Annotated in this window: 24 protein-coding genes; 13 read left to right on the forward strand and 11 right to left on the reverse strand. The window is 56.0% G+C overall.

All coding sequences use genetic code 11. The features are described from left to right. Nucleotides 1–31: 31 nt before the first annotated feature. Nucleotides 32–610 (reverse strand): invasion associated locus B family protein, encoded by a 579-nt coding sequence (locus AC2FEB_RS02300; protein WP_117868941.1) that lies wholly within the window; start codon nucleotides 608–610, stop codon nucleotides 32–34. Nucleotides 611–1,058: 448 nt separating this feature from the next. On the opposite strand from AC2FEB_RS02300, the gene AC2FEB_RS02305 reads away from it, so the two are divergent. After that, the gene (locus AC2FEB_RS02305) at nucleotides 1,059–2,606 is read left to right on the forward strand and encodes a helicase HerA-like domain-containing protein (protein WP_299897163.1); all 1,548 of its coding nucleotides are present in this window, start codon (nucleotides 1,059–1,061) and stop codon (nucleotides 2,604–2,606) included. A 32-nt stretch (nucleotides 2,607–2,638) separates the two neighbouring features. Here the strand turns inward: AC2FEB_RS02305 and AC2FEB_RS02310 are convergent, their stop codons facing one another. The 8 genes from AC2FEB_RS02310 to AC2FEB_RS02345 all read right to left on the reverse strand — a co-directional run bounded on the left by AC2FEB_RS02310 (nucleotide 2,639) and on the right by AC2FEB_RS02345 (nucleotide 9,673). Then, nucleotides 2,639–2,893 (reverse strand): hypothetical protein, encoded by a 255-nt coding sequence (locus AC2FEB_RS02310; protein WP_117868943.1) that lies wholly within the window; start codon nucleotides 2,891–2,893, stop codon nucleotides 2,639–2,641. Nucleotides 2,894–3,076: 183 nt separating this feature from the next. Then, nucleotides 3,077–4,390, reverse strand: coding sequence for a branched-chain amino acid ABC transporter permease (locus AC2FEB_RS02315; protein WP_299897160.1), 1,314 nt, complete (start codon nucleotides 4,388–4,390; stop codon nucleotides 3,077–3,079). Next, the gene (locus tag AC2FEB_RS02320) at nucleotides 4,387–5,397 is read right to left on the reverse strand and encodes a branched-chain amino acid ABC transporter permease (RefSeq protein ID WP_117868945.1); all 1,011 of its coding nucleotides are present in this window, start codon (nucleotides 5,395–5,397) and stop codon (nucleotides 4,387–4,389) included. The genes AC2FEB_RS02315 and AC2FEB_RS02320 overlap by 4 nt, the downstream gene beginning before the upstream one ends. 208 nt (nucleotides 5,398–5,605) lie before the next feature. Continuing rightward, entirely contained in the window at nucleotides 5,606–5,935 is a 330-nt protein-coding gene (locus AC2FEB_RS02325) for a hypothetical protein (protein ID WP_299636797.1), read from the reverse strand. 456 nt (nucleotides 5,936–6,391) lie between these two features. Beyond that, nucleotides 6,392–6,748 carry a hypothetical protein gene (locus AC2FEB_RS02330; RefSeq protein WP_496673318.1) on the reverse strand — a complete coding sequence of 119 codons (357 nt, stop codon included), beginning with the start codon at nucleotides 6,746–6,748 and terminating at the stop codon, nucleotides 6,392–6,394. A gap of 2 nt (nucleotides 6,749–6,750) precedes the next feature. Continuing rightward, nucleotides 6,751–7,581, reverse strand: a complete 831-nt coding sequence (locus AC2FEB_RS02335) for an ABC transporter ATP-binding protein (RefSeq protein WP_117868948.1) — start codon at nucleotides 7,579–7,581, stop codon at nucleotides 6,751–6,753. Continuing rightward, entirely contained in the window at nucleotides 7,578–8,366 is a 789-nt protein-coding gene (locus AC2FEB_RS02340; RefSeq protein ID WP_496673313.1) for an ABC transporter ATP-binding protein, read from the reverse strand. The genes AC2FEB_RS02335 and AC2FEB_RS02340 overlap by 4 nt, the downstream gene beginning before the upstream one ends. 125 nt (nucleotides 8,367–8,491) lie before the next feature. Further along, complete coding sequence (locus AC2FEB_RS02345; protein WP_117868949.1) at nucleotides 8,492–9,673, reverse strand: ABC transporter substrate-binding protein; 1,182 nt, start codon at nucleotides 9,671–9,673, stop codon at nucleotides 8,492–8,494. A 153-nt stretch (nucleotides 9,674–9,826) separates the two neighbouring features. On the opposite strand from AC2FEB_RS02345, the gene AC2FEB_RS02350 reads away from it, so the two are divergent. Together AC2FEB_RS02350 and AC2FEB_RS02355 are read left to right on the forward strand one after the other, a co-directional pair. Further along, a complete protein-coding gene (locus AC2FEB_RS02350) occupies nucleotides 9,827–10,924 on the forward strand; it encodes a PQQ-dependent sugar dehydrogenase (protein ID WP_496883826.1) in 1,098 nt (365 codons plus the stop codon). 96 nt (nucleotides 10,925–11,020) lie between these two features. After that, complete coding sequence (locus AC2FEB_RS02355; RefSeq protein WP_496673307.1) at nucleotides 11,021–11,548, forward strand: GNAT family N-acetyltransferase; 528 nt, start codon at nucleotides 11,021–11,023, stop codon at nucleotides 11,546–11,548. Nucleotides 11,549–11,557: 9 nt separating this feature from the next. On the opposite strand, the gene AC2FEB_RS02360 is transcribed toward AC2FEB_RS02355, so the two are convergent. Then, nucleotides 11,558–12,562, reverse strand: a complete 1,005-nt coding sequence (locus tag AC2FEB_RS02360; RefSeq protein WP_117868952.1) for a GlxA family transcriptional regulator — start codon at nucleotides 12,560–12,562, stop codon at nucleotides 11,558–11,560. Nucleotides 12,563–12,731: 169 nt separating this feature from the next. Here AC2FEB_RS02360 and AC2FEB_RS02365 point away from each other — a divergent pair, with 169 nt between their 5' ends. Next, nucleotides 12,732–14,102, forward strand: coding sequence for a class II 3-deoxy-7-phosphoheptulonate synthase (locus AC2FEB_RS02365; RefSeq protein WP_299897138.1), 1,371 nt, complete (start codon nucleotides 12,732–12,734; stop codon nucleotides 14,100–14,102). Nucleotides 14,103–14,173: 71 nt separating this feature from the next. On the opposite strand, the gene AC2FEB_RS02370 is transcribed toward AC2FEB_RS02365, so the two are convergent. Next, nucleotides 14,174–14,848: a PAS domain-containing protein gene (locus AC2FEB_RS02370; protein ID WP_496673304.1), complete on the reverse strand. Its 675-nt coding sequence runs from the start codon at nucleotides 14,846–14,848 to the stop codon at nucleotides 14,174–14,176. Between the two features lie 245 nt (nucleotides 14,849–15,093). Between AC2FEB_RS02370 and AC2FEB_RS02375 the strand changes: the two genes are divergently transcribed. The 9 genes from AC2FEB_RS02375 to phoU all read left to right on the forward strand — a co-directional run bounded on the left by AC2FEB_RS02375 (nucleotide 15,094) and on the right by phoU (nucleotide 23,882). After that, entirely contained in the window at nucleotides 15,094–15,984 is an 891-nt protein-coding gene (locus AC2FEB_RS02375) for a YicC/YloC family endoribonuclease (RefSeq protein WP_496673301.1), read from the forward strand. 17 nt (nucleotides 15,985–16,001) lie between these two features. Beyond that, entirely contained in the window at nucleotides 16,002–16,643 is a 642-nt protein-coding gene (gene gmk, locus AC2FEB_RS02380; RefSeq protein ID WP_117872756.1) for a guanylate kinase, read from the forward strand. After that, nucleotides 16,640–17,164: a gamma carbonic anhydrase family protein gene (locus AC2FEB_RS02385; protein ID WP_117868954.1), complete on the forward strand. Its 525-nt coding sequence runs from the start codon at nucleotides 16,640–16,642 to the stop codon at nucleotides 17,162–17,164. The genes gmk and AC2FEB_RS02385 overlap by 4 nt, the downstream gene beginning before the upstream one ends. A gap of 28 nt (nucleotides 17,165–17,192) precedes the next feature. Continuing rightward, a complete protein-coding gene (locus AC2FEB_RS02390) occupies nucleotides 17,193–18,239 on the forward strand; it encodes a PAS domain-containing sensor histidine kinase (protein WP_496673297.1) in 1,047 nt (348 codons plus the stop codon). 183 nt (nucleotides 18,240–18,422) lie between these two features. Then, entirely contained in the window at nucleotides 18,423–19,463 is a 1,041-nt protein-coding gene (locus tag AC2FEB_RS02395) for a substrate-binding domain-containing protein (RefSeq protein ID WP_496673294.1), read from the forward strand. A gap of 91 nt (nucleotides 19,464–19,554) precedes the next feature. After that, a complete protein-coding gene (gene pstC, locus AC2FEB_RS02400; protein ID WP_496883827.1) occupies nucleotides 19,555–21,027 on the forward strand; it encodes a phosphate ABC transporter permease subunit PstC in 1,473 nt (490 codons plus the stop codon). Beyond that, a complete protein-coding gene (pstA, locus tag AC2FEB_RS02405) occupies nucleotides 21,024–22,355 on the forward strand; it encodes a phosphate ABC transporter permease PstA (RefSeq protein ID WP_496673288.1) in 1,332 nt (443 codons plus the stop codon). The genes pstC and pstA overlap by 4 nt, the downstream gene beginning before the upstream one ends. An 11-nt stretch (nucleotides 22,356–22,366) precedes the next feature. Then, nucleotides 22,367–23,164 (forward strand): phosphate ABC transporter ATP-binding protein PstB, encoded by a 798-nt coding sequence (gene pstB, locus AC2FEB_RS02410; RefSeq protein WP_117868959.1) that lies wholly within the window; start codon nucleotides 22,367–22,369, stop codon nucleotides 23,162–23,164. A gap of 16 nt (nucleotides 23,165–23,180) precedes the next feature. Next, a complete protein-coding gene (phoU, locus tag AC2FEB_RS02415) occupies nucleotides 23,181–23,882 on the forward strand; it encodes a phosphate signaling complex protein PhoU (RefSeq protein ID WP_117868960.1) in 702 nt (233 codons plus the stop codon). The last annotated feature ends 7 nt before the right edge of the window (nucleotides 23,883–23,889 follow it).

The raw sequence follows: 23,889 nt of genomic DNA on the forward strand, positions 1-23,889 counted from the left end.
TAGGATGCGGCGGCGTATTCGAAACGCGCTCTTAGTTCCCGTTGACGGTCAGGGAATCAAAGCCGGACGTAAAGCCGGACAACGACATTTCCATTTCCAGAACCTGGTCCGGGAATCGGGCCGGTACCAACGAGAAGACAGCCTTGGTGCCAGATTTCATTGCTTCGATGTCGCCCTGGCTCAGGCCCAGTTGCGCGACGCAGCCAACAGGCAAGCAATGGTGATAGTTATACAGCTTGCGGGGCGCGCCATCGATGGACAGGGCGAGCTGTGCTTGCAGCAGTGTTTCCAAAGGAACAATCACGTTGGCCCATGCAACTGCCGCGCCGCCTTCGGGCAGTTTCCCGATCGACACTTCTGCAATCGGATCACCTTGATTGCCCTTCAGTATCTGAACGATGGCGCACGGGTCTTCACCTTCCTGCGCCTTGATGCAGGACACGTCCCAATCTCCGAACTCTTCCTTGACGAACTGTTCTCCGGGGCGCGGTCCTTCCTGACCCAGATCGAGCCCGGCATCCGGTTCAGAAGTCGTTGTGTCCTGCGCATATACCGCACCACATAGCAGAACTGCCGCTACTGTACTAAGCGAGAGGATTTTCTTAGTCATGAATGCCTCGATTTGATGATTGAGCTTTTTGCCTCGTTTAACACTCTTCTGAACTGGTGTCAGGCACTAACAGAAAAGCTTGTCCGAACGTGAACGGATTGTTGCCAGATCATCGAAACCGAACTGTCCTGAACCAGAAAAAGAGAGCTGTATTAGCCAGCTCTCTTTCCCAAAAGGTTCTCCCCGTCGGACTGGCCGACTTATTTATGCGCAAACCCTACGAAAGGGGCGCTGACGGGTCAACAGCTATCCTCAAATTTTAATCTGTCCGTCAGAACTTTAAAACCTTTCCTGGACTGACAAAAAAGCCGTGCCCGAAGGCACGGCCAGTCGACAGGGAGGATATCTGCCCCACGTGAAGGAAACAAACGCAGGGCAAATTGACTATCGCAGTCAAAGGTTAACTTTGTATGCTGGTGACGGATCGGTGAAATATAAGGCAGTGTTAATGGGCAATAATATTTTTTTGGGCGGCGGTGGCGAAGGCTATGGCCTGCCGCAGGAACTGGCGCTGAAATATGCGAACCGCCACGGGCTGATTGCCGGTGCGACCGGGACCGGTAAGACTGTAACGTTGCAAATCCTGGCGGAAGGGTTTTCCCAAGCCGGGGTTCCGGTGTTTTTGTCCGATGTCAAAGGTGATTTGTCGGGTCTGGCTTTGCCCGGAAGCGATACGCAGAAATTGCATCAGGCGTTTATGGACCGTGCCGGCCGCATTGGATTTGACGATTTTTCCTATTCTGCCTGCCCGGTTACGTTCTGGGATCTCTTTGGTGAACAGGGCCATCCGGTGCGAACGACGGTAACCGAAATGGGGCCCTTGCTGCTGTCCCGGTTGATGGAATTGAGCGAAGCACAGGAAGGCATTTTGAATATAGCGTTCCGGGTGGCCGATGAAGAGGGAATGCCGCTTCTGGATCTCAAGGATCTTCAGGCATTGTTGGTCTGGATCGGAGAGAACAGGACCCAGCTTTCATTACGATACGGCAATGTTTCGACATCTTCGATCGGTGCCATCCAGCGGCGTTTGCTGGTATTGGAAAATCAGGGCGGAACAAAGCTGTTTGGCGAACCCGCGCTTGATCTGTCCGATTTGATGCGCACCGATGAAAGCGGGCAGGGGATGGTGAACATCCTTGCTTCGGACAAGCTGATGGCCTCACCAAGGTTGTATGCAACGTTCCTGCTGTGGCTGCTGAGTGAATTGTTTGAGGAACTACCCGAAGTCGGTGATCCTGAAAAACCCAAGCTGGTGTTCTTTTTTGATGAGGCACATCTGCTGTTTGATGGCGCTCCGAAAGTGTTGGTGGACAAGGTCGAGCAGGTTGCCCGGCTGATCCGTTCCAAAGGGGTGGGGGTTTATTTCATAACTCAGAACCCCGCCGATATACCCGAGGATATTCTGGGGCAGTTGGGCAATCGCGTTCAGCACGCTTTGCGGGCTTTCACGGCGCGTGACCGAAAGAACCTGCGCCTCGCGGCCGAAACATATCGTGAGAATCCGGCCTTCGACACCGAAGTCGCAATCCGGGAGGTAGGCGTCGGTGAGGCGGTAACGTCAATGCTTCAGAAAAAAGGGGTTCCCGGAATCGTCGAGCGCACGCTGATTCGCCCACCGGGGTCTCAGTTGGGGCCGATCTCTGATGCCGAGCGTCGGACCATTCTCGGTGCCTCCCCGATGGCGGCAAAATATGACAAGGGAATAGACCGAAAGTCGGCTTTTGAAATCCTGCAAGCCCGGGCAGAGGCAGCCGCCGGGGCCGCTGAACAGGCAGAGGCCGATGAGGTTCTGGAAACGCAGTCACCGATGGAGCGGGAGTATGCTTCGGCACGCAGATACTCGGGAAGCCGGGTTGGCAGGTCCTCTTCCCGGGTGCAACGCCGCAAAGATACCTTTGCATCGGCGATGACCGACGCGGTGATCAAGGAACTGAAGGGAACGACCGGACGTCGGATCGTGCGCGGTATTCTTGGCGGTTTGTTCCGAAACAAATGACGGAACGGCGCCCATCGCGGGCGCCGCAATGTTTATTTCAAGCGGCGCTGACCTTCCTGACGGCAATAGGCATCCGCTTCGGGAACAGACATTTTTGTGGCCGGGTAATCAATTGCACGATCCCAGGTCACCCGATCTTGGCGGTACAACTGACAGGTTACGACACCTTTGGGTGTCTGGACCTTGACAGGTGTCGTCTCCAGTTCTTCTGGAGTGGGAATACAGGCGGCTGTTGCAACGGCAATAACCGGAAACAGAACAAGTGTCTTGAGGCGTGGTGCTTTCATTTCTAACTCTTTTCAACAAGTGTGAATGATCGTTACAGATCGGCGTAGACGGGTGTGAGCGCCGGCAACATACCGCAAAAAAAGAAAACACTGCGGTGGGTCCGTTTATTCAGAAAATTGTTAAGAATCAAGAAACCGTGCCGGATGAAAGGCACGGTTTCGCCTATTGAAGGTGGAAGTGGCCTATTTCTCGGGGATCAGCCCTCTTGGACTGAATCTGAGAACAATCAACAGGATCAGGCCCATCGTAAACAGACGCATATGTGCGGCGCTGTCCAACAGGTGGGTTTTCAATGCGCTTCCATCCGGCATGCCTGCGGTAATGACATTCATCAGCCACAACCCGATCGGTTCCACCTGAACCCACAGGAACCAGATCAGGAATGCGCCTAGAACAGCCCCGAAATTGTTGCCGGATCCACCAACGATCACCATCACCCAGACCAGAAAGGTAAAGCGCAGCGGTTGGTAAGCGCTTGGCGTCAACTGGCCGTCCAGCGTGGTCATCATTGCACCCGCAATACCGCAAACCGCTGACCCCAGCACGAAGATTTGCAGATGACGACGGGTAACATCCTTGCCCATGGCCTCGGCCGCCACTTCATTGTCACGGATTGCGCGCATCATGCGGCCCCACGGGCTTTTCAGCGCCATCTGAGCCATCCAGAGCAGCACCAGAAGTACAATCATGAACAGCAGAGAATAACCAAGTTTGACCGTTAGCGTTGACGCGGTAACGGGATCCAACCCGAACCATTCGGCCCGTGCAAGAAAGGCCGGGTCACTCTGCAAGTCCACTTCGTAGCCCACTACCGGGGACGGGCGTGGGATGCCATAGACATTCTTGACGCCCCGGGCCAGCCAGTCTTCGTTTTTCATGACTGCAATGATGATTTCCGCGATACCCAATGTGGCAATCGCCAGATAATCCGAACGAAGGCCCAGCGCCGTTTTACCGATCAGCCACGCAGCGCCCGCCGCCAGCAAACCGCCCGCGGGCCAGGCCAGCAGAACAGGTAGGTTAAGACCGCCGATATTGCCGGAAATCGCCGGGTCGATTGCCTCGACCGCTGAAATGCTGGGGTCGAAAACCGCGCGATAGACGAAAAAGCCGACCACCAGAACTGCGATGATGGTGAGGGTTTGCACTCGACCTTTCGGTATTCTCGTTGCCACCAGAACAGCCGCCACCACTGTTGCTGCACCCAGCAGCAAAGCCAGAACGATTCCATAGCCGCCCGCAGCCCACGCGCCGGGAGTGGGTGGTGTCGAGACCAGTACAACGGCCAGTCCGCCCAGCGCGACAAAGCCCATGACGCCCACGTTGAACAGACCAGCAAAACCCCATTGCAGGTTTACACCGATCGCCATGATTGCGGAAATCAGCCCCATATTCAGGATCAGGATCGCGGTGTTCCAGCTTTGCGTAAAGCCGGTCAACAGGATCAAGCCGCCGACAATTGCGAAGAGCAGCGTATTTTTGACAGCGTCGGTCATACTGCTTTCCCCTTGAAAAGGCCCGTGGGCTTGAACAGAAGCACTATCAGCAGGATGACAAAGCTGACGGCGAATTTGTAATCGGTCGAGAGAAGTTGCACCAAACCTGACGGTTCAAGGTTTTCAGGCGCAAGATAGGTCAGGACTTTCTTCCAGGCGTACGTGATTGTCACTTCTGAAAACGCGATGATAAACCCGCCTGCAATGGCGCCCAGTGGGTTCCCCAAACCACCCACGATGGCCGAGGCAAAAATCGGAAGCAGAAGTTGGAAATACACGAAGGGTTTGAAGCTCTTGTCCAGCCCATAGAGAACACCAGCAGTCGTCGCCAGCGCGGCCACGATAATCCATGTGATCATCACCACACGTTCCGGGTTGATGCCTGACAGCAGCGCCAGATCCTCGTTGTCCGAATAGGCCCGCATTGACTTGCCGGTGCGCGTTTTGTTGAGAAACCAGAACAGCAGCGCCACGGCAACAACGGCGACGATCACCGTGATACCTTGCGACGTCTTGATGGCCAGCCCCTCGCGCAGACCGGTCATCGCCTTGAAATCGCGCGCCGACACAATGAACCGAGCACCGTCCGAAAACCTTTGGTCGTCCGGCCCGATGATAAACCGGACAAGGCCGTTCATGATGAACATCACACCCATTGAAACGATCACCAGAATAACGGGCTTCGCCTTCTGTTCACGGTAGAATTTGTAGACCAGCCTGTCGGTGATCAGCACCAGCACGATACAGCCCAGGATGGCAAAGGGCAGGGCGAGCAGGGCGGTCGGCAACGGTCCAAAGCTGATCCCGGCGGCCTGCAACGCCCATGTGACAAGCACGGCGATCATCGCGCCAAAGGCCATGGTGTCGCCATGGGCAAAGTTCGAAAACCGCAGGATTCCGTAGATCAGGGTCACGCCAAGCGCGCCCAACGCCAGTTGGCTGCCATAAGCGACCGCAGGCACCAACACAAAATTCGCAAGCGCAACAAGCGCGTTGAGTAGATCCATTATTTCTTCTCACTGTCCGGGTGCGGTCTTATGGCATGACGGTCCGCGCAGGCACAATGTTTCCCGCGCGGTTTTGCGTCATATTTTTCTGCTGGTTGCGAAAAATATCCACGGGAAACACGGAAGCAGGTCAGACTTTTCAATTGTAGTCTGGCTCAGTCACGCACCGGCCAATTCCGGTGCGTGGTCGAGATGGTCCGAAGGGGGTTCAGGCGTCCGTCTCGGTGCAGGTGCCGTGATCGGTTCCCGCGTGGGGACCCTTGACCGAGAGGTCAAAGGACATGTCGTCATAATGCACGACAAAGGTCATGACATCTTCGCCTTCAATATGGACAAACGTCATGTTGCCTACGCCTTTGAACACCATCGCGTCGCCAGAAACACTTGCAGTTTCGATGTTGCCTTTGTCTCCTTCCGGTGCCCGATTTAGGCGCACTTCACTGCCGTCGCGGTCCGACACACAGACAAAGTGACGTTCTTCCGCAGTTGCGGCGGTCGCGCACAAGGTGGCAATGGCCACACACATCCATTTTTTCATTTTTGGGTCCTGAACAGAGTTTTTCATTCAGAAGGTTCGCTTGATTTCACAGAACTTGATTTGTTTGACCGGGAAACCGTTTCCTTCACAGCGACCGGCGCTAAACGCACAATGTGACCGGATTGCAGCCGACGCGTGGAAATCTTGGGATGGTAGGGAAATTTCGGGTAACTTCGGATAAAGTATTTAATCGACTTCAGAAAACTCCGGGAACAAGGATGATGTTGGAAAGCGCCACAATGGCGTTGAGGAAGTCCATATCTAATACCAACCGGAGTCACAGTTTAGGTTCTGGATGGCGTATTTTCCGTTAAGTTTCCTGTAGACGGAAACTTCAAACGGCAGATCATCCCTCCTGTCTGAATTGGCTCTGCTATTACCAACCTCGTACAAGTCGCTTGTAACAACAAAGGCAAACCAACTTATGCCGTATGGGGAGGACTGCGCTCCAGCCAATCAATCTTGCAAACGAAAGGTAACTTCGGGCGCGTACTCCAAATCTGCGGCGTACCAAACGGGGAGAGGAAGTTTGCCCGCTTTCGGATTAATGAAGTCCACCCAAACCGTTTCTTCTTGCCAATCAAGAAAAGATAGCGCTTGTCTATCGATTGGGTCGATGTCTTCTAAATCATAAACCAGAAAAGTGTAGGTTATACTGGTTGATTCATTGGTCTTTTTGCACAGAAATTGGTGGTCGCATTTTTCAAAGATCGTGCATTCCAACTCCAAGTAGAGACTTTGCGGTCCCGAATATGCCAGAGCGGTGGTTGATGCGATTGCGAGAAAAATTGAAGCTGCGGCGAGTTTAACCATCCTCACCCCCCCAAGAAACTCTTCCGAACCTCCGGATCGGCCAGCAGTTCCTTGCCCGTGCCGGTATAGGCATTGCGCCCCTGAACCAGAACGTATCCCTTGTCGGCAATCTCCAAAGCCTGGCGGGCGTTCTGTTCGACCATCAGGATCGGCAGGCCGGTGCGGGACACCTCGATGATCCGGTCGAACAGTTCATCCATCACGATCGGCGAAACGCCCGCAGTCGGCTCGTCCAGCATCAGCACCTTGGGCTGGGTCATCAGCGCGCGGCCCACTGCGACCTGTTGGCGTTGTCCGCCTGACAGTTCTCCGGCGGCCTGATTGCGCTTGTCGCGGAGGATCGGGAAGAGGTCATAGACCTGCTCCATCGTCTGGCTGATGTCGTCACGGCGGATGAAGGCACCCATTTCAAGGTTCTCTTCCACCGTCATCGAAGTGAAGATGTTCTGTGTTTGCGGCACAAATCCCATGCCACGGATTACACGGTCCTGCGGGGAGAGGTTGGTGATGTCCTCTCCGTCCAGACGCACAGACCCTGAACGGACATCCAGCATCCCGAACACAGCTTTCATCGCTGTCGACTTGCCGGCACCGTTGGGGCCGACGATGACTGCAATTTCACCCTTGTCCACGGCGATAGTGCAATCATGCAGGATGTCCGGCCCTTTGCCGTAGCCACCCGTCATGGTGTCGCCGATCAGAAAAGGGCCGCCCTCGACCTTGTGCGTCGCACCACTTTTGCGATGGGCCGGGGTCATGGTGCCGACACCGTGCGGATTGGTAATCGAGGCGTCCTTGTTGCCCTTGTCATCCTGATAGGGGTTGTCGCTCATGCCCCGGCCTCCAGCTTGTCTTTGTTCTTCAGGCCGGTGCCCAGATAGGCCTCGATCACGTGCTCATTGGCCTTGATCTCATCCAAAGTACCTTCGGCCAGAACCTTGCCTTCGGCCATACAGATGACCGGATCGCAGATCTTGCCGATGAAATCCATGTCATGCTCGATGACGACGAAGGTATAGCCCCGCTCTTTGTTCAAGCGCAGAATGGTATCGGCAATGGTCATCAACAGGGTGCGGTTCACACCCGCGCCGACCTCGTCCAAAAACACGATCTTGGCGTCCACCATCATGGTGCGGCCCAGTTCAAGCAGTTTCTTCTGACCGCCGGAAACCTGACCCGCCTTGTGATCGGCCAGATGTTCGATCGTCAGAAACTCCAGCACCTCATCGGCCTTGGCCTTCAGCGCGCGTTCTTCGTCAGCGATGCGTTTGCGGCCGAACCACGTGTTCCAGAGCGACTCGCCTGATTGCGCGCCAGGCACCATCATCAGGTTTTCACGGCAAGACATCGACGGGAATTCATGTGCAATCTGAAACGTGCGCAACAGACCCTTATGGAACAGTTCATGAGGGGGCAAGCCAGTGATATCCTCGCCGTCCATCACCACCTTGCCGCTGGTCGGCGGCAGAACACCTGCGATCACATTGAACAGAGTGGTTTTTCCTGCCCCGTTTGGCCCGATCAGGCCGGTGATCGACCCTTTCTGGATTCCCAGCGATGCCCCGTCCACCGCATGAAATCCGCCGAAATGCTTGTGCACGTCCTCGACGACGATCATCTTTTCCCCTTGCCGCCTGTTCGGCGCTGTTGTTTCGACCCCGTTTATCGGGTGCGGTCTTTTTTCATTGAAACAGCCCGGACACAAGGCCCGGGCTGCTTTCATTCATAGCCTTTGACGATCAATCAACGGAAGTTGACGGTCTTGTTTTCACCGTCGGTCACTTCGATCTCACGATAGGAACCAGCGCTTTCGCCGGGGCCGATCAGCTCGACACCGGACGCACCGACATAGTCGATGTCCTGACCGTTTGCCAGCAATTCCAGACCCTTGGCCAGTTCACCGGGATAGATCTTTTCGCCCGGGGCGTTGGCGACGTCCATGATCTTGCCACCATAGTCGGCCGGATTGGTCGATCCAGCAGCCTGCATGGCCAGCATGAACAGAGCCGCAGCGTCATAGGACTCGGGTGAATAGGGCGACGAACCGTCAAACCCTGCCGCTTCGGCCATGGCGAAATACTTCTCGGCGCCTTCACCGCCCGAACCGGCGATCTGGCCGAACGAACCATTCAGGTCGGGGCCGACATTGGTCGGCAGCGAGTCACCGATCATGCCGCCGGGCAGACCGAAGGTGTCAAATGCACCGCTGTCCAGCGCCGACTGGATGATGCCCAGGCCGCCCTGATCCAGATAGCCCGCAACAACGAGAATGTCGCCACCGGCCGAGGCCAGAGCACCGACTTCGGCCGAGTAGTCGGCTTTGCCGTCCTCGTGCGCTGCAACGATGGTAACTTCACCGCCCGCCGCCTCGTAAGAGGACTGGATCGCGTCCGCCAGACCCTTGCCGTAGTCGTTGTTCGTGTAGGTCAGAGCGATCGAGTTGATGCCGCGATCTTTCAGGATATCCGCCATCACTTGGCCTTCGCGCGCATCTGACGGCGCGGTGCGGAAGAACAGGCCGTTGTCTTCCATGGTCGACAGGCCCGGCGAGGTCGCCGAGGGCGAGATCATGACCATGCCATTCGGAATCGCGACATTCTGAAGGATCGCACCGGTCACGCCCGAGCAATCGCCGCCGATGATGCCGGCAACACCGTCCGCAATCATGCGTTCGCCGTTCGAAGTGGCCAGACCGTTATCAATGCAGCCGGTGTCAGCGCGCGATGCGGACACTTTGGATCCATCCAGCAGTTTTCCGGATTCGGTGACTTCCGAAATTGCCAACTCGGCGCCAGAACCCATTGCAGGTGCCAGCGATTCGATTGGGCCGGTGAACCCGAACAAAACGCCCAGCGTGATGTCTTCGGCCAGCGCAGGTCCGGCCAGCAAGGCGGATGCTGCAGTTGCTGTAAGCAGCTTTTTCATATGGTTACTCCCTATTGTGAACGTGTTCGTTCTGGCCACGAACCTAGGCAAGCTACCCGGAAAAGAAAAGTCCTAACGCAATCGTGTTTTTATCGATTGGAAATCTATCTGTTTTGTTAGGGTTTGCCTTAGATTGTCCGGGGAAGGTTCAACATGCTCAGAGCCGCTGCGATTCTGTTCGTCACATTTTGCACCGAAAGTGCCTTGGCACAGGCATTGTCGACCTCGGTCGGGGATCTTGAACTCACCAAAATGGCAGGCGGGCTGGATACACCCTGGGCCGTCGGTATCCTGCCTGACGGCAGTTTTCTTGTCACCGAACGGGACGGAAACCTGTTTTATGTTCAGGACGGAGAGGCGAATGCCGTATCCGGCGCTCCCAAGGTCGCAGCTTCAGGGCAGGGTGGATTGCTGGACGTCACGATCCCGCGCGATTTCAATCAAAGCCGCGAGGTTTTTCTGACCTTTTCAAAACCGCAAAATGGTGGCGCGGGCACAGCTGTCGCCGTTGCGCGCCTGTCCGAGAACGGCACGAGCCTGACAAATCTACGTTTCATTTTCGAGGCTTCCCCCGGCGGATCAGGCGGGCGGCACTTCGGCTCACGCGTAGTAGAAGCGAAGGACGGCACGCTTTTTGTAACCATTGGAGATCGAGGGGTTGGGCCGCTGGCGCAGGATCGTTCGAACCCCATCGGGTCCGTGATCCGTATCAACCGTGACGGCTCGGTGCCAACAGACAATCCTTTCGTCGGACAGGCAGACATCCGACCTGAAATCTGGACCTATGGGCATCGCAACCCACAGGGGGCCGATCTGGACGCGCGCGGTAGGTTGTGGGTGTCGGAACACGGTGCGCGCGGCGGCGACGAGGTGAACCTTGTCAAACCCGGCGCCAATTACGGCTGGCCGGTCATCTCGTACGGCACACATTATTCCGGAAAAAAGATCGGCGAGGGCACCAGCAAGCCCGGTATGGAACAGCCGCGCCTGTACTGGGACCCGTCGATCGCGCCGTCGGGATTGATGGTCTATTCGGGCGAAATGTTTCCTGAATGGCGGGGCGACATTTTCGTGGGTTCGCTGAAATTCGACTATATCGCTCGGCTGTCCGGAGACCCGCTGCGCGAGGTCGAGCAGATCAAGGGCCCCGAGACCGAACGGGTCCGCGACATCGTGCAGGCCCCGGATGGGGCGATCTGGTTCATCTCAGTCGGGCAGGGCGCGGTTTACAGGATGTCTGTCAAACAGTGACATACGAAGCATGCCAGCAGACTTTACAATTCCGTTTGCGCGTTTCCATCGCCGCAGTCAGTCTGTCCAACAGGTTACACGGTTAAGAGGATATCAATGAGTGATTTCGACATTGAATTGTGCACAAGTATCCCGCCAAGAACCGAGCTGAATGTGATTTTGGAGCAATATTATGCTCTTATTGCTCAAAGAATGCAGGGTATGGGGTTCGAATTGGATCCTTCCGCACCGCAAAGCGCACTTGAGGAATTCTGGGCGAACACGGATGACTATATGCCTCCGAACGGATGCCTGATCGTCGCAAGAAACCGCGGTGGCAAAATAGTGGGGTGTGGAATGATGAAACGGTTTGATCAGTATACCGGCGAGTTGAAACGTGTATTTGTAACTGAAGATGCTCGGGGCACTGGAGTGGGGCGCGCATTGATTCAAGCACGAGAACAAGCCGCCAGAGCTATGGGGCTGAAGCGGTTAATCGCAGATACACTCACCCCAAATGTGGAAATGCGGTCTTTGTATCCCAAACTCGGGTTTGTTGAACTGGACTCTCCGATCAAGACAACAACCTACAAAGATCAGCCCATGCTCCGACCGTACTTGCACTATTTCGTCAAAGAGCTTTGACGCTGAACCTTAGACTGACAATCTTCCACTTTGCGCACCACGCTCGCGATAGGGCGTGGTGTTGTAATGCGCCCGGTAGCATTTCGAAAAATGGCTAGGTGAGGCGAACCCACAGGCCAGCGCCACGTTGATGACACTCATGTCGGTCTGCATCAGCAGGTTTCGCGCCTTGTGCAGCCGCAATTCCATGTAATAGCGCTTGGGGGAACGGCTGAGATACCGGCGGAACAGACGCTCCAGCTGGCGGGTCGACATACCTACGTCCTTGGCCAGAATCGAGGGCGAGATCGGCTCTTCGATGTTCTTTTCCATCATCAGGATAACCTGGCTCAACTTCGGATGCCGGACACCGATTCGGGTCGGAGTTGACAGGCGCTGCGTGTCCTGATCGGTTCGGATCGAGGAATAGATCATCTGATCCGCCACCGCGTTGGCCAGATCCTCGCCATAGTCATCCGCAATCAGCTTGAGCATAAGGTCAATCGAAGAGGTGCCGCCCGCAGTCGTCATACGATTGCCATCGATCTGAAAGACGGCTTTGGTCAGTTCTACTTCATCAAATTCCTCTATGAAACTGTCAGAATTCTCCCAATGGATCGTCGCCTTCTTGCTATCCAACAGCCCGGCCTTTGCCAGAGTATAGGCCGCAGTGCAGAGGCCACCGATCCGCAAGCCCCTTCGGGCTTCGCGCCGCAGCCAGTTCAGCACGCGTCTGCTGGTGGCCGCCTGAACGTCTACGCCACCGCAGATCAGAACAACGTCGTCGCGCTGCAGCTCTACCAGATCACTGTCCAGACTGAACTCGGTCCCGGCCGAGCAGGTTACCGTTTCACCGCCTTCTCCCAGCAACCTCCAGGTATATAGCTGCCTGTTCGCCATGCGGTTGGCGATGCGCAGACTGTCAAGCGCCGAAGCAAAGGACAGAAGAGAGAATTTGTCCAAGAGGACAAAAACGAAATTCCGAGGTGGAGCCGCAGTGTCTTCCACCGTGACAACTTGGCGTTGCTCTTGCATGGCGAGATGTCCTTACTTCGCGGCGGGACGGACGATCATCCAGCTGCTGATTTGACAGCCACCATGATCAAAGCTTGTTTACGTCGTCAAGAGGCGCAAATGGGATATGGTCACTCTTCCTTGCATTTTGTATAGAGACCACCTGAAAACTTCAGCGGAGATCAAAGCTATGACCGAATGGCAAAAATCGAACTGGCGCAGCAAGCCCCGGGTTCAGATGCCAGAGTATACCGACGCGGCCGCGCTGGCCAAGGTCGAGGCTCAGCTTTCACAGTATCCCCCGCTGGTCTTTGCCGGTGAGGCGCGGCGTCTCAAGCAACATCTGGGTGCCGCCGGACGCGGCGAAGCCTTCCTTTTGCAAGGCGGGGATTGCGCTGAAAGCTTTGAACAATTCAGCGCAGATGCAATTCGCGATACCTTCAAGGTGATGCTGCAGATGGCAATGGTTCTGACCTATGGTGCCAAGGTGCCAGTGGTCAAAGTTGGTCGTATGGCCGGACAATTTGCCAAGCCGCGCAGCGCCCCGACCGAGGTTGTGGATGGCGTTGAACTGCCCAGCTACCGCGGGGACATCATCAACGAATTGGCCTTCACGCCGGAAGCCAGGATTCCGAATCCCAACAGGATGTTGCAGGCCTACACGCAAGCGGCGGCGACGCTGAACTTGCTGCGCGCTTTCTCAACCGGTGGATTCGCGGATATGAGCCGCGTGCACGCCTGGACGCTGGGTTTTGCGGATGAACAGGACGTTCAGAAGTATTCCGAGGTGGCGGACCGTATTCAAGACACCATCGACTTCATGGAAGCGGCTGGTATTACTGCGGAAACAACGCATGAATTCTCGACTGTTGAATTCTACACCAGCCACGAAGGTCTGTTGCTGGAGTATGAAGAGGCACTGACGCGCCTGGATTCGACCTCGGGCAACTGGCTGGCGGGTTCAGGTCACATGATCTGGATCGGCGACCGTACGCGCCAGCCTGATGGCGCGCATGTCGAATTCTGCCGCGGAGTTCTGAACCCGATCGGTCTGAAATGCGGCCCGACCACCACGGCCGAGGACCTCAAGGTTCTGATGTCCAAGCTGAACCCCGACAACGAAGAGGGGCGTCTGACCCTGATTGCTCGGTTCGGAGCGGGCAAAGCTGGTGAGCATCTGCCACGTCTGGTCAAGGCCGTGAAGGAAGAAGGGGCAAAGGTCACCTGGGTCTGCGATCCGATGCACGGCAACACGATCAAATCGGCCACGGGTTACAAAACCCGCCCGTTTGATTCAGTTCTGCGCGAGGTGCGTGACTTCTTTGGTGTGCATCAGGCCGAGGGCACCATCCCCGGCGGTGTGCATTTCGAGATGACCGGTCTTGATGTGACCGAATGCACCGGTGGTGTACGCGCTGTGACCGAAGAAGACCTGTCTGATCGCTACCACACCGCCTGCGATCCGCGTTTGAACGCATCGCAGTCGCTGGAACTTGCATTCCTGGTGGCGGAAGAACTGACCAACCTACGCCGCAACGGCTCCAAACGCGCGGTAAGCTAAGCGCAACTTTAACACTGACAACAGCGGGCCATCGGTCCGCTGTTTTTTTGTTCACCGCAATCTTACGGGTTTCAATCGTCGCGTGATACCACCAGGTGAAGGTGGCCGGCAGAGCGTTTGAATTCGCGTTGTTCCTCGGCAAAACCTTCCACAGGACGGCGCGGAGTGGGCGCGGGCACCTGAATTTCAGAAACCGGTTTGATCCGTGTATCAGATAGTAAAAACCGGCGCGGTGTCTTGCCGATTGCGCCATCGGCGATCATGACCCCCAAAACACGACTGACATCCCCCAGGTCACTTTTCAGCGGCAGAAGGATCATCCGGGCCTGCATCCTCGTACGCCCCAACACGCCACCCGAGATCAAACCCAGTTCGGCAACAGCTGGGGACGCAAAAACCTGTTCCAGTATATCCTTGGTTTGCGCTCGGGCATCGGGTTGAAAGAATGCGGTCAAAGGCATCCCCCGGACTTCCATGCCCGCAAGTGTGTTCAGATGGCTGCCTGCCAGACGAAATCGGGCCAGCCCGGGTGCTATACGTTCAAGGATAAAAGTATACTCAAGAACATTCTCTAGCCCGCGCGGGTCGATTTGAGACCGCATCGGTACGCTGTCGCGGCTCAACAATGCGGTCCAATACGCCTCGGCCTGGCGGATCGGCGATAGGCTGCGCCCACTGTCAAAGCGATCCATTGCGACGATCTTTCCAAATTCTGACCCGGAACCTGTCCCGAAAAAGGTTTTCATTTTCATTACCCTAACGTCAATTGGCCGCTAATTTCATAAAATGCAACACAATGGAAGCACCTGCGGCCCGTAAGCCATTGCTAGGGGCAGTTTGACTCGGGTTAATTCAATTTTGGAGTAATTCTTTAACGAATGGTTAACTTGCGCCAAACAAATGCATCTTCAGCAAGCTCTTGCTCTGCACCAGTCAATAGCATTAGGTGCGGCACGTGCTCGAAACAGCAGGGGAACAGGAAAGGGCCATCATGATCAGATCCATGACCGGGTTTGCCTCGGGGAAGGGAACTTACGGCCCGCACAGCTGGTCGTGGGAGCTTCGCAGCGTTAACGGTAAGGGACTGGACATGCGTCTGCGCGTGCCCGACTGGTTGACCGGCCTCGAAGTTTCACTGCGGGCGACCCTGTCCAATTCTCTGAGCCGTGGAAACGTGACCCTGTCGATGCGCGTGAACCGAGAGGATTCCGCACTGGAGCTGGCCTTGAACGAAGCCTCGATGGCTGCGGCCCTGACCGCTCTTGAGCAAACAGAGGCGCTGGCAGCTGCGCGCGGCATCACGCTCGCGCCGGCACGTGCGTCAGATCTCCTCGCACTCAAGGGGATGATGGATGCAGAAACCGAGGCCGACGATCCGACTCCGCTTGTTGCGCATCTGACGTCCGAATTCAAAGATCTTCTGGCCGCGTTCATAGACATGCGCAAGACCGAAGGGGAAGCTTTGGCGGCGGTCTTGAACACGCAACTGGATCAGGTCGCGGAACTGACGGCGCAAGCAGCGACGATTGGAGAGCAACGCAAGGGCAAAATGGCCGAGGCGCTGCGTGAAAACCTCGCGCGGGTGCTGGAGAATACGCAAGGCGCAGATCCTGATCGTGTCGCGCAAGAGCTGGCGATGATCGCGGTCAAGGCCGACATCACCGAGGAAATCGACCGCCTGACCGCGCATGTAGGTGCCGCACGTGAGTTGTTGGCGCAGGACGGGGCCGTGGGCCGCAAGCTGGACTTCCTGATGCAGGAGTTCAACCGCGAGGCCAACACGCTGTGTTCCAAGGCGCAAAGCTCGGATCTGACGTCCGTCGGGCTGGAATTGAAAGCGTTGATCGATCAGATGCGAGAGCAAGTGCAGAACGTAGAATAAGAATGGGAACAACTGACATGGCGGACCGCCGAGGCCTATTAATCATCCTGTCTTCTCCTTCCGGCGCGGGCAAGTCGACCCTGGCCAAACGGCTGATGGCCTGGGATACGGATCTGGAATTCTCGATCTCGGCGACAACTCGTGCTCCGCGTCCCGGGGAAGAGCATGGGCGCGAGTATTTCTTCTTGTCCGAGGACGAATTCAAACAGCAGGTCGCTGATGGGCAGATGCTGGAACATGCCCATGTATTTGGTAATTTCTATGGCTCTCCCGCTGAGCCGGTCCGAAACTCGATCAATGCTGGCAGGGACGTATTGTTCGACGTCGACTGGCAGGGTGAAGTGCAGATCAGAAATTCGGATCTGGGCAAGCACGCCCTGTCGATCTTCATTCTGCCGCCGTCTATCTCCGAGCTGCGTCGCCGTCTGGAAGCCCGTGGGCAGGACAGTGATGACGTTATCGGCCGACGGATGCTCAAAAGTTGGGACGAGATCAGTCACTGGGGCTATTACGACTATGTCCTGATCAACGACGATCTCGAGGCAACCGAGGACAAGCTGAAGACTATCGTAAGCGCTGAACGGATGCGCCGCATTCAGCAACCCACGTTGCAACAACACGTACGCAAGTTGCAGAATGAGTTCGAGGGATTGTCATGACCATTTACGCCTTGGGCGAGCACGCCCCGCAAATTCATGAGGATACATGGGTCGCGCCTGATGCCAATCTTATTGGAAAGGTTGTACTGGAGCAGGGGGCCTCGGTCTGGTTCGGCTGTACGATTCGCGCGGATCACGAAGAAATCCGGATCGGTGAGGGCAGCAACGTTCAGGAAAACTGCGTGATGCATATAGATGCCGGGTTTCCTTTGTCGATTGGTCGGAACTGCACCATCGGGCACAAGGTGATGCTGCATGGCTGCACCATAGGTGAAAACACGTTGGTTGGAATGGGCGCGATCGTTCTGAACGGGGCAAAGATCGGTAGGAACTGCCTGATCGGAGCAGGAGCCCTGATCACCGAGGGCAAGGAAATCCCCGACAATTCGCTTGTCATGGGATCGCCGGGCAAGGTTGTGCGCCAGCTGGACGAGGCTGCGGCACAAAGGATCACGTTCAGTGCGCTGCACTACCAGGAAAATATGCGCAAGTTTCGTGAAACCTTAAAACCTGCGCAGTAAGGCGATTGGGTTGATTGGGTTTTGAAGCATGACCGAAGACGTTCTTCAGGAAATTGTCCTTGCGATCCCGTTGCCGGCGCTGGTGGTCGATCAGACCGAACGGATCATTGCGGCGAACACGGATGCAACGTCTCTTCTGGGACAGAAAATTGTCGGGCGCCATTTCGCGACCATTTTGAGACAGCCGCAGGTTCTGGATGCCATCGAGCAAGCCCTGACAAGCAAAAGCGCAAAAAAAACTCGTCATCTGTCCAATGATGGCGCGCAGGACACAGCGTACGAAGTTGAATGCAGATATTTGAACGGGGTAGGTGCCGCGTCCGAAGGGGCCGTCATGGTGACGTTTCAGGATACCACTCATCTGGAACATGCCAGCCAGATGCGACGGGATTTCGTAGCCAATGTCAGCCATGAGTTGCGCACCCCGCTGACCGCTTTGATGGGTTTTATTGAAACCTTGCGTGGTCCGGCACGTGAAGACCCTGCGGCACGGGATCGGTTTCTCAAGATCATGGCCGATGAAGCCAACCGGATGAACCGTCTGGTCGGAGATCTTTTGTCGTTGAATCGGGTCGAAAGCGAAGAACGTGTTCGACCCAAGCAACAGCTGGAGCTTACCGGCCTTCTACAATCCACGATAAATTCGCTGCGGCCCCTTGCGGAAGACGCAGGCGTGGTACTGTCGCTGGACGTGACAAACGGTCCGCTTTCAATCACTGGTGACGGCGACCAATTACGGCAGGTTTTCACCAATCTCATCGAGAACGGGATCAAGTATGGCGCCAGTGGCGGCAGCGTCACCGTACGTGTCCTGCCCGCGGACAGGGATCCGGCGATGCGCGGCCCGGCTGTCAGAATTCAGGTCATAGACAAAGGGCCCGGCATAGATGCCGTTCACTTGCCGCGCCTGACAGAGCGATTCTATCGCGCGGACAGTCACAGGTCGCGCCAACTGGGCGGAACGGGACTGGGCCTTGCGATCGTGAAGCACATCGTAAATCGTCATCGTGGAAGACTTCGTGTGGAAAGCGAGTTGGGAAAAGGTTCTGTTTTTACGGTGATTTTGCCCAGATAGACACCTAAGTCGGCCTTGTTCCGGCTTTCTTGGTCGTCAGCGTTTTAGCGGTTAACTCGCAAAAAAGTCCTGGTTGTCATGAAAGTGTTACACACCTGTCACAAAAGACTTACGCACGCCCCATAGGGGTGCCCGCAGGATCATCATGGGGGTGATCAAGCATACCTTTTCAGGGAGACTGAAATGTCCTTTGTAAAACTGTCGGCATCTGCGCTGGCTATCGCTGCCGTCTCGGCAACCACTGCTGCGGCGCGTGACAACGTTCAGGTTGCCGGCTCGTCGACCGTTCTGCCTTATGCCTCGATCGTAGCCGAACTGTTCGGTGAAAACACAGATTTTCCAACCCCGGTCGTTGAATCCGGCGGTTCGTCGGCTGGTCTGAAGCGTTTCTGCGAAGGCGTTGGCGAAAACACCATCGACGTTGCGAACGCATCGCGCGCGATCCGCGAAAAAGAGATCAAAGCCTGTGCCGAAAACGGTGTGACCGACATCATGGAAGTCCGTATCGGCTATGACGGCATCGTATTTGCAAGCCAGCAAACCGGGCCTGACTTCACTACTTTCGAACCTGCGGATATCTTCAATGCCCTGGGCGCAAAAGTGCTGAAAGACGGCGAGATAGTTGATAACCCTTACAACAGCTGGGCTGAGTTCAATTCGGAACTGCCCGATGTTGAAATCGCTGGCTTCATCCCGGGCACCAAGCACGGCACACGTGAAGTGTTTGAAGAAAAAGTTCTGCTGATCGGATGTGAAGAAACCGGCGCAATGGAAGCCATGATTGCTGGCGGCATGAGCGAAGACGACGCTGAAGATGCTTGTCTGGCGGTTCGCACCGATGGCAAATCGGTCGATATCGACGGTGATTACACCGAAACTCTGGCGCGTATCGACACCAACCCCAACGGCATCGGCGTGTTTGGTCTGGCGTTTTACGAAAACAACGCCGACAAGCTGAAGGTTGCGACCATGTCGGGCGTTGCCCCGTCGACCGAGACCATTTCCACCGGTGAATATCCGGTTTCGCGCCCGCTGTTCTTCTATGTAAAGAAAGCTCATATCGGCGTGGTGCCGGGCCTGAAGGAATACGCTCAGTTCTTCACTGCTGACGAAATTGCCGGTCCGTCAGGCCCGCTTGCCAACTACGGACTGGTTGCTGATCCTGAGCTGGCAAAAACTCAGGACGCCATCGCCAACGAAATCACCATGGGTTCGGGCAGCTAAGTCTGACACTGGTTTAACGCATCTTGGGGCGACTGATCCGTCGCCCCTTCATTGTCTTTTCTCATCGCAATCGAGAGTAACTGGGGGTGTCATGCCGATACTTTGGCTTATTCTGATCGTGTCTGCGATCGCAGCTGTCGGCTATATACTTGGACGCATACGCGCATTGCAGAACGCAGGTGGTGACAGTCGGAACCTGCATTCCCTGCCCACCTTTTATGGCGCGAACGTTGCGCTGAAGACACTTGTCCCTGCTGTCGGTCTCATGATTGTCTGGCTGTTGGCACAGCCTTTCTTTGTTAACTCGCAGGTGTCAGGCATGATACCGGAAACAGTGATCAAGGAAGGCTCTTCCCGCAGTCTGGTCATGGCGGAAGTACGCCGCACAGCCGCCGGGCTGGACAGCGCGGTCGCACAAGGCAACCTGACCGAGACTGTCGCCAGCGATGCCCATGCAGATGTCACGGAGATTACCCGGAAACTGAAGGAAGCAGGCCAGGTGGTGACGTCGGACATCACCCAGCCGGTATTGCGCGCAGCTCAGGGCTATCGGGCCATGAGCTCGACCGGCTATGTAATCATGTCCGTCGCTGTTCTCACGGTTGCTTTGATCGGCGCCATAATGGGCTGGTTGCAAACCAACGCTGACTATCGTGCGCGCAACGTTGTTGAACAGGGCGTTAAAGCCCTTCTTCTGGCCGCCGCGTCGGTAGCCATTCTGACAACAGTGGGCATTGTCCTGTCCCTGGTTTTCAACACCTGGGAATTCTTCAAGCTCTACCCCGCATCAGATTTCTTTTTCGGCATGACCTGGGCACCCAGCTTTTCGGGCCGCGGAGGGTTGTCCGAACTCGGCATAATACCGTTGCTTTGGGGGACGCTTTACATCTCCGTCGTGGCGCTGCTGGTTGCGGTGCCGATAGGATTGTTCGCCGCGATCTACCTCAGCGAATACGCCTCGTCCCGTTTGCGGTCTTTTGCCAAACCATTGCTTGAGGTTTTGGCCGGTATTCCGACCATTGTTTACGGTCTCTTCGCGCTGTTGACCGTCGGTCCACTTCTGCTGGACGTTTTCGGTGACAATGGCCTGGGGTGGATGAAAGCCGGCACCGCCGTGATGACAGCCGGTCTGGTGATGGGGATCATGTTGATCCCGTTTGTCTCTTCGCTGTCTGACGACATTATCAATGCGGTCCCGCAGGCGATGCGCGACGGCTCCTACGGTCTTGGTGCCACGCAATCGGAAACCATCCGTCAGGTCGTTCTGCCCGCCGCGTTGCCGGGTATCGTCGGCGCGATCCTTCTGGCTGCATCGCGCGCCATCGGCGAGACCATGATCGTGGTTCTCGGGGCAGGGGCCGCGGCCCGCCTCAGCCTGAACCCGTTCGAAGCCATGACAACCGTGACAGCCAAGATCGTCAGTCAGTTGACCGGCGACGCTGACTTTGCCTCCCCCGAGGCGCTGGTCGCCTTCGCGCTTGGCATGACACTATTCATTCTCACTTTGGGGCTTAACGTTTTTGCCCTGTATATCGTGCGTAAGTACCGGGAGCAGTACGAATGACCGACACCAGCATGCAAAGCCCGCAATCCGGTCGAAATACGATCTCGCTCACGGCTACTGACGCGCACACGAAGAAACGGGCCAGAGCCGAAACACGTTTTCGCGCATATGGCATCGCTGCAATTGCAACTGGCCTGTTCTTTCTGGTTGTCTTGTTTGCTTCAATCCTGTCGCAGGGGATCCCGGCCTTCCAACGCACGGTCGTCAGTGTGGATTTCACGCTGACTGAACCGCAAAGAGACGAGGTCGAAGAGACCTTGTTCAAGACAAAGGCCTATTCCAACCTGTTCGTCGCTCAGTTGAACAGTGAACTTGGGGAACGCGGAATCAGCGTTGATTTTGATGAGGCCGCGATCGAGCGTCTTTTGGGTAAAGTCGGCGGAACAATCCGGACCTTCTATTCCGAAAACCCAGATAAGCTGGGCGAGCCGGTCAGTTTCGATCTGGCGGCATCCAGCCGGGTTGACGGGTATTTCAAAGGTCGCGTGTCCCGTGACACCATGCAGGACAGCCGGTTTCTGCAAAAAAGAGACCTGGATCTGGTCGATGCGCTGGAAGAGGCAGGCATCATCAAGCAGGCATTCAACTGGCCATTCATTACTGGTGCCGACGCAGGCGTGGACAACCCCGGCGGTGCAGGCATTGGTGTCTCGGTTGTTGGATCGTTCTTCATGATGCTGGTGGTACTTTGCCTGTCACTGCCGATTGGCGTTGCTGCTTCGATCTACCTCGAAGAGTTTGCGCCACAGAACAAGTTCACTGACCTGATCGAGGTGAATATCTCGAACCTGGCTGCCGTTCCGTCCATTGTCTTCGGTATTCTGGGCCTGGCCGTGTTCATCCAATTCATGCACCTGCCACAATCGGCACCGCTTGTCGGCGGTCTGGTTCTGACCCTGATGACACTGCCGACAATCATCATCTCGACCCGTGCGTCTTTGAAAGCGGTTCCTCCTTCGATCCGCGATGCGGCATTGGGGGTAGGGGCCTCAAAAATGCAGGCGGTGTTCCATCACGTGCTGCCACTGGCTGCCCCGGGCATTTTGACAGGTACAATTATCGGTCTTGCACAAGCCTTGGGAGAGACAGCGCCGCTCCTGCTGATCGGCATGGTTGGATTTGTCGCGCGAGGTTATCCTGACGGCTTCCTCGCAGGCTTTACCGAACCGAATTCAGCTATGCCCGCCCAGATCTATACATGGGCCGCACGCGCTGACGCCGGCTTTTACGAGAAGGCGTGGGGTGGGATCATCATCCTTTTGATGTTCCTGCTGACCATGAATATCATCGCAATCATCTTGCGCCGCCGCTTTGAACGCCGCTGGTAATAGGGGCTGAAATGAACGACATGACACGAGTGGAGAGATCCGTGGACTCCAAAGACATCAAGATAGACGCCAAGAATGTTCAGGTCTTCTACGGTGAGACCCATGCCATTAAGGACGTGAGCGTTGAAATCGAAGACAAAACCGTCACGGCCTTCATCGGTCCTTCCGGCTGCGGCAAGTCCACCTTCCTGCGCTGCCTGAACCGGATGAACGACACCATAGATATCTGCCGGGTTGAGGGCGATATCCTGCTGGATGGCGAGGACATCTATGACAAGCGTGTCGACCCAGTACAGTTGCGCGCCAAGGTCGGAATGGTGTTCCAAAAGCCCAACCCGTTCCCCAAGTCGATCTATGACAACGTCGCTTATGGCCCGCGCATTCACGGCATGGCCAGAAATAAGGCGGAACTGGATGAAATCGTAGAAAAATCCTTGCGCCGTGGTGCAATTTGGGATGAGGTCAAGGATCGTCTGGATGCGCCTGGAACGGGCCTGTCCGGCGGCCAGCAGCAGCGTTTGTGCATTGCCCGTGCGGTTGCCACCGAACCCGAAGTTCTGTTGATGGACGAGCCGTGCTCGGCCCTTGACCCGATTGCAACCGCACAGGTCGAGGAACTGATCGACGAATTGCGCTCGCGGTATTCGGTGGTGATCGTCACCCACTCGATGCAGCAGGCTGCGCGTGTCAGTCAGAAAACGGCCTTCTTCCACTTGGGAAATCTGGTTGAATTCGGCGAAACCGGACAGATCTTTACCAATCCGGTCGATCCGCGCACGGAAAGCTACATTACCGGCCGTATTGGCTAAGCACAGGTATCTGACAATGAGCGAACAACATATTGCATCTGCATTTGACCGCGATCTTGAAGCGATCCAGGCGCATATCATGAAGATGGGCGGGCTAGTCGAGGCCGCCATCATAAACGCGGCGCGCTCGCTTGAAACACGCGACGAAGAATTGGCGCAAGAAGTGCGCAAGGGCGACAAAGCCATCGACGCGCTTGAAGAGCTTATTAACGAAGAAACTGCCAGGTTGATTGCGTTGCGTGCGCCCACGGCCGGTGACTTGCGACTGATCTTGTCGGTTCTGAAGGTGTCCGGCAACCTTGAGCGCATTGGCGACTATGCCAAGAATATCGCCAAACGAACCACCGTTCTGGTCAATGCGGGCGAGATCACTGGAAGCGCCGCCGCTCTGCGCCGTATGGCCCGCGAGGTCGAACGGATGCTGCGTGATGCGCTTGATGCCTATATTCAGCGCGATGCAGAGCTGGCCACAGATGTCATCAACCGCGATGAAGAGGTCGACCAGATGTATAACGGCCTGTTTCGCGAATTTCTGACTTTCATGGCCGAGGATCCGCGCAATATCTCGGCCTGCATGCATCTGCATTTCATCGCCAAGAACATTGAACGTATGGGCGATCATGTAACCTCGATTGCCGAACAGGTTGTGTATCTGGTCACTGGCGACCGCCCGACCGAGGCTCGGCCCAAGGCCGACAACACGTCGCAAACCGTTTAGGAGGCGA

The organism is Ruegeria sp. YTSC106 (genome assembly GCF_059609765.1).

Bases quoted from the DNA above. Each gene is read 5' to 3' on its own strand.
- AC2FEB_RS02365 (WP_299897138.1), top strand. From the start codon at position 12,732: ATGACCGAATGGCAAAAATCGAACTGGCGCAGCAAGCCCCGGGTTCAG.
- pstB (WP_117868959.1), top strand. From the start codon at position 22,367: ATGAACGACATGACACGAGTGGAGAGATCCGTGGACTCCAAAGACATC.
- AC2FEB_RS02315 (WP_299897160.1), bottom strand. From the start codon at position 4,390: ATGACCGACGCTGTCAAAAATACGCTGCTCTTCGCAATTGTCGGCGGC.
- AC2FEB_RS02300 (WP_117868941.1), bottom strand. From the start codon at position 610: ATGACTAAGAAAATCCTCTCGCTTAGTACAGTAGCGGCAGTTCTGCTA.
- AC2FEB_RS02320 (WP_117868945.1), bottom strand. From the start codon at position 5,397: ATGGATCTACTCAACGCGCTTGTTGCGCTTGCGAATTTTGTGTTGGTG.
- AC2FEB_RS02325 (WP_299636797.1), bottom strand. From the start codon at position 5,935: ATGAAAAAATGGATGTGTGTGGCCATTGCCACCTTGTGCGCGACCGCC.
- phoU (WP_117868960.1), top strand. From the start codon at position 23,181: ATGAGCGAACAACATATTGCATCTGCATTTGACCGCGATCTTGAAGCG.
- AC2FEB_RS02370 (WP_496673304.1), bottom strand. From the start codon at position 14,848: ATGAAAACCTTTTTCGGGACAGGTTCCGGGTCAGAATTTGGAAAGATC.
- AC2FEB_RS02360 (WP_117868952.1), bottom strand. From the start codon at position 12,562: ATGCAAGAGCAACGCCAAGTTGTCACGGTGGAAGACACTGCGGCTCCA.
- AC2FEB_RS02390 (WP_496673297.1), top strand. From the start codon at position 17,193: ATGACCGAAGACGTTCTTCAGGAAATTGTCCTTGCGATCCCGTTGCCG.
- AC2FEB_RS02385 (WP_117868954.1), top strand. From the start codon at position 16,640: ATGACCATTTACGCCTTGGGCGAGCACGCCCCGCAAATTCATGAGGAT.
- pstC (WP_496883827.1), top strand. From the start codon at position 19,555: ATGCCGATACTTTGGCTTATTCTGATCGTGTCTGCGATCGCAGCTGTC.
- AC2FEB_RS02345 (WP_117868949.1), bottom strand. From the start codon at position 9,673: ATGAAAAAGCTGCTTACAGCAACTGCAGCATCCGCCTTGCTGGCCGGA.
- AC2FEB_RS02355 (WP_496673307.1), top strand. From the start codon at position 11,021: ATGAGTGATTTCGACATTGAATTGTGCACAAGTATCCCGCCAAGAACC.
- AC2FEB_RS02335 (WP_117868948.1), bottom strand. From the start codon at position 7,581: ATGAGCGACAACCCCTATCAGGATGACAAGGGCAACAAGGACGCCTCG.
- AC2FEB_RS02375 (WP_496673301.1), top strand. From the start codon at position 15,094: ATGATCAGATCCATGACCGGGTTTGCCTCGGGGAAGGGAACTTACGGC.
- AC2FEB_RS02395 (WP_496673294.1), top strand. From the start codon at position 18,423: ATGTCCTTTGTAAAACTGTCGGCATCTGCGCTGGCTATCGCTGCCGTC.
- AC2FEB_RS02305 (WP_299897163.1), top strand. From the start codon at position 1,059: ATGGGCAATAATATTTTTTTGGGCGGCGGTGGCGAAGGCTATGGCCTG.
- AC2FEB_RS02330 (WP_496673318.1), bottom strand. From the start codon at position 6,748: ATGGTTAAACTCGCCGCAGCTTCAATTTTTCTCGCAATCGCATCAACC.
- gmk (WP_117872756.1), top strand. From the start codon at position 16,002: ATGGCGGACCGCCGAGGCCTATTAATCATCCTGTCTTCTCCTTCCGGC.
- pstA (WP_496673288.1), top strand. From the start codon at position 21,024: ATGACCGACACCAGCATGCAAAGCCCGCAATCCGGTCGAAATACGATC.
- AC2FEB_RS02340 (WP_496673313.1), bottom strand. From the start codon at position 8,366: ATGATCGTCGTCGAGGACGTGCACAAGCATTTCGGCGGATTTCATGCG.
- AC2FEB_RS02310 (WP_117868943.1), bottom strand. From the start codon at position 2,893: ATGAAAGCACCACGCCTCAAGACACTTGTTCTGTTTCCGGTTATTGCC.
- AC2FEB_RS02350 (WP_496883826.1), top strand. From the start codon at position 9,827: ATGCTCAGAGCCGCTGCGATTCTGTTCGTCACATTTTGCACCGAAAGT.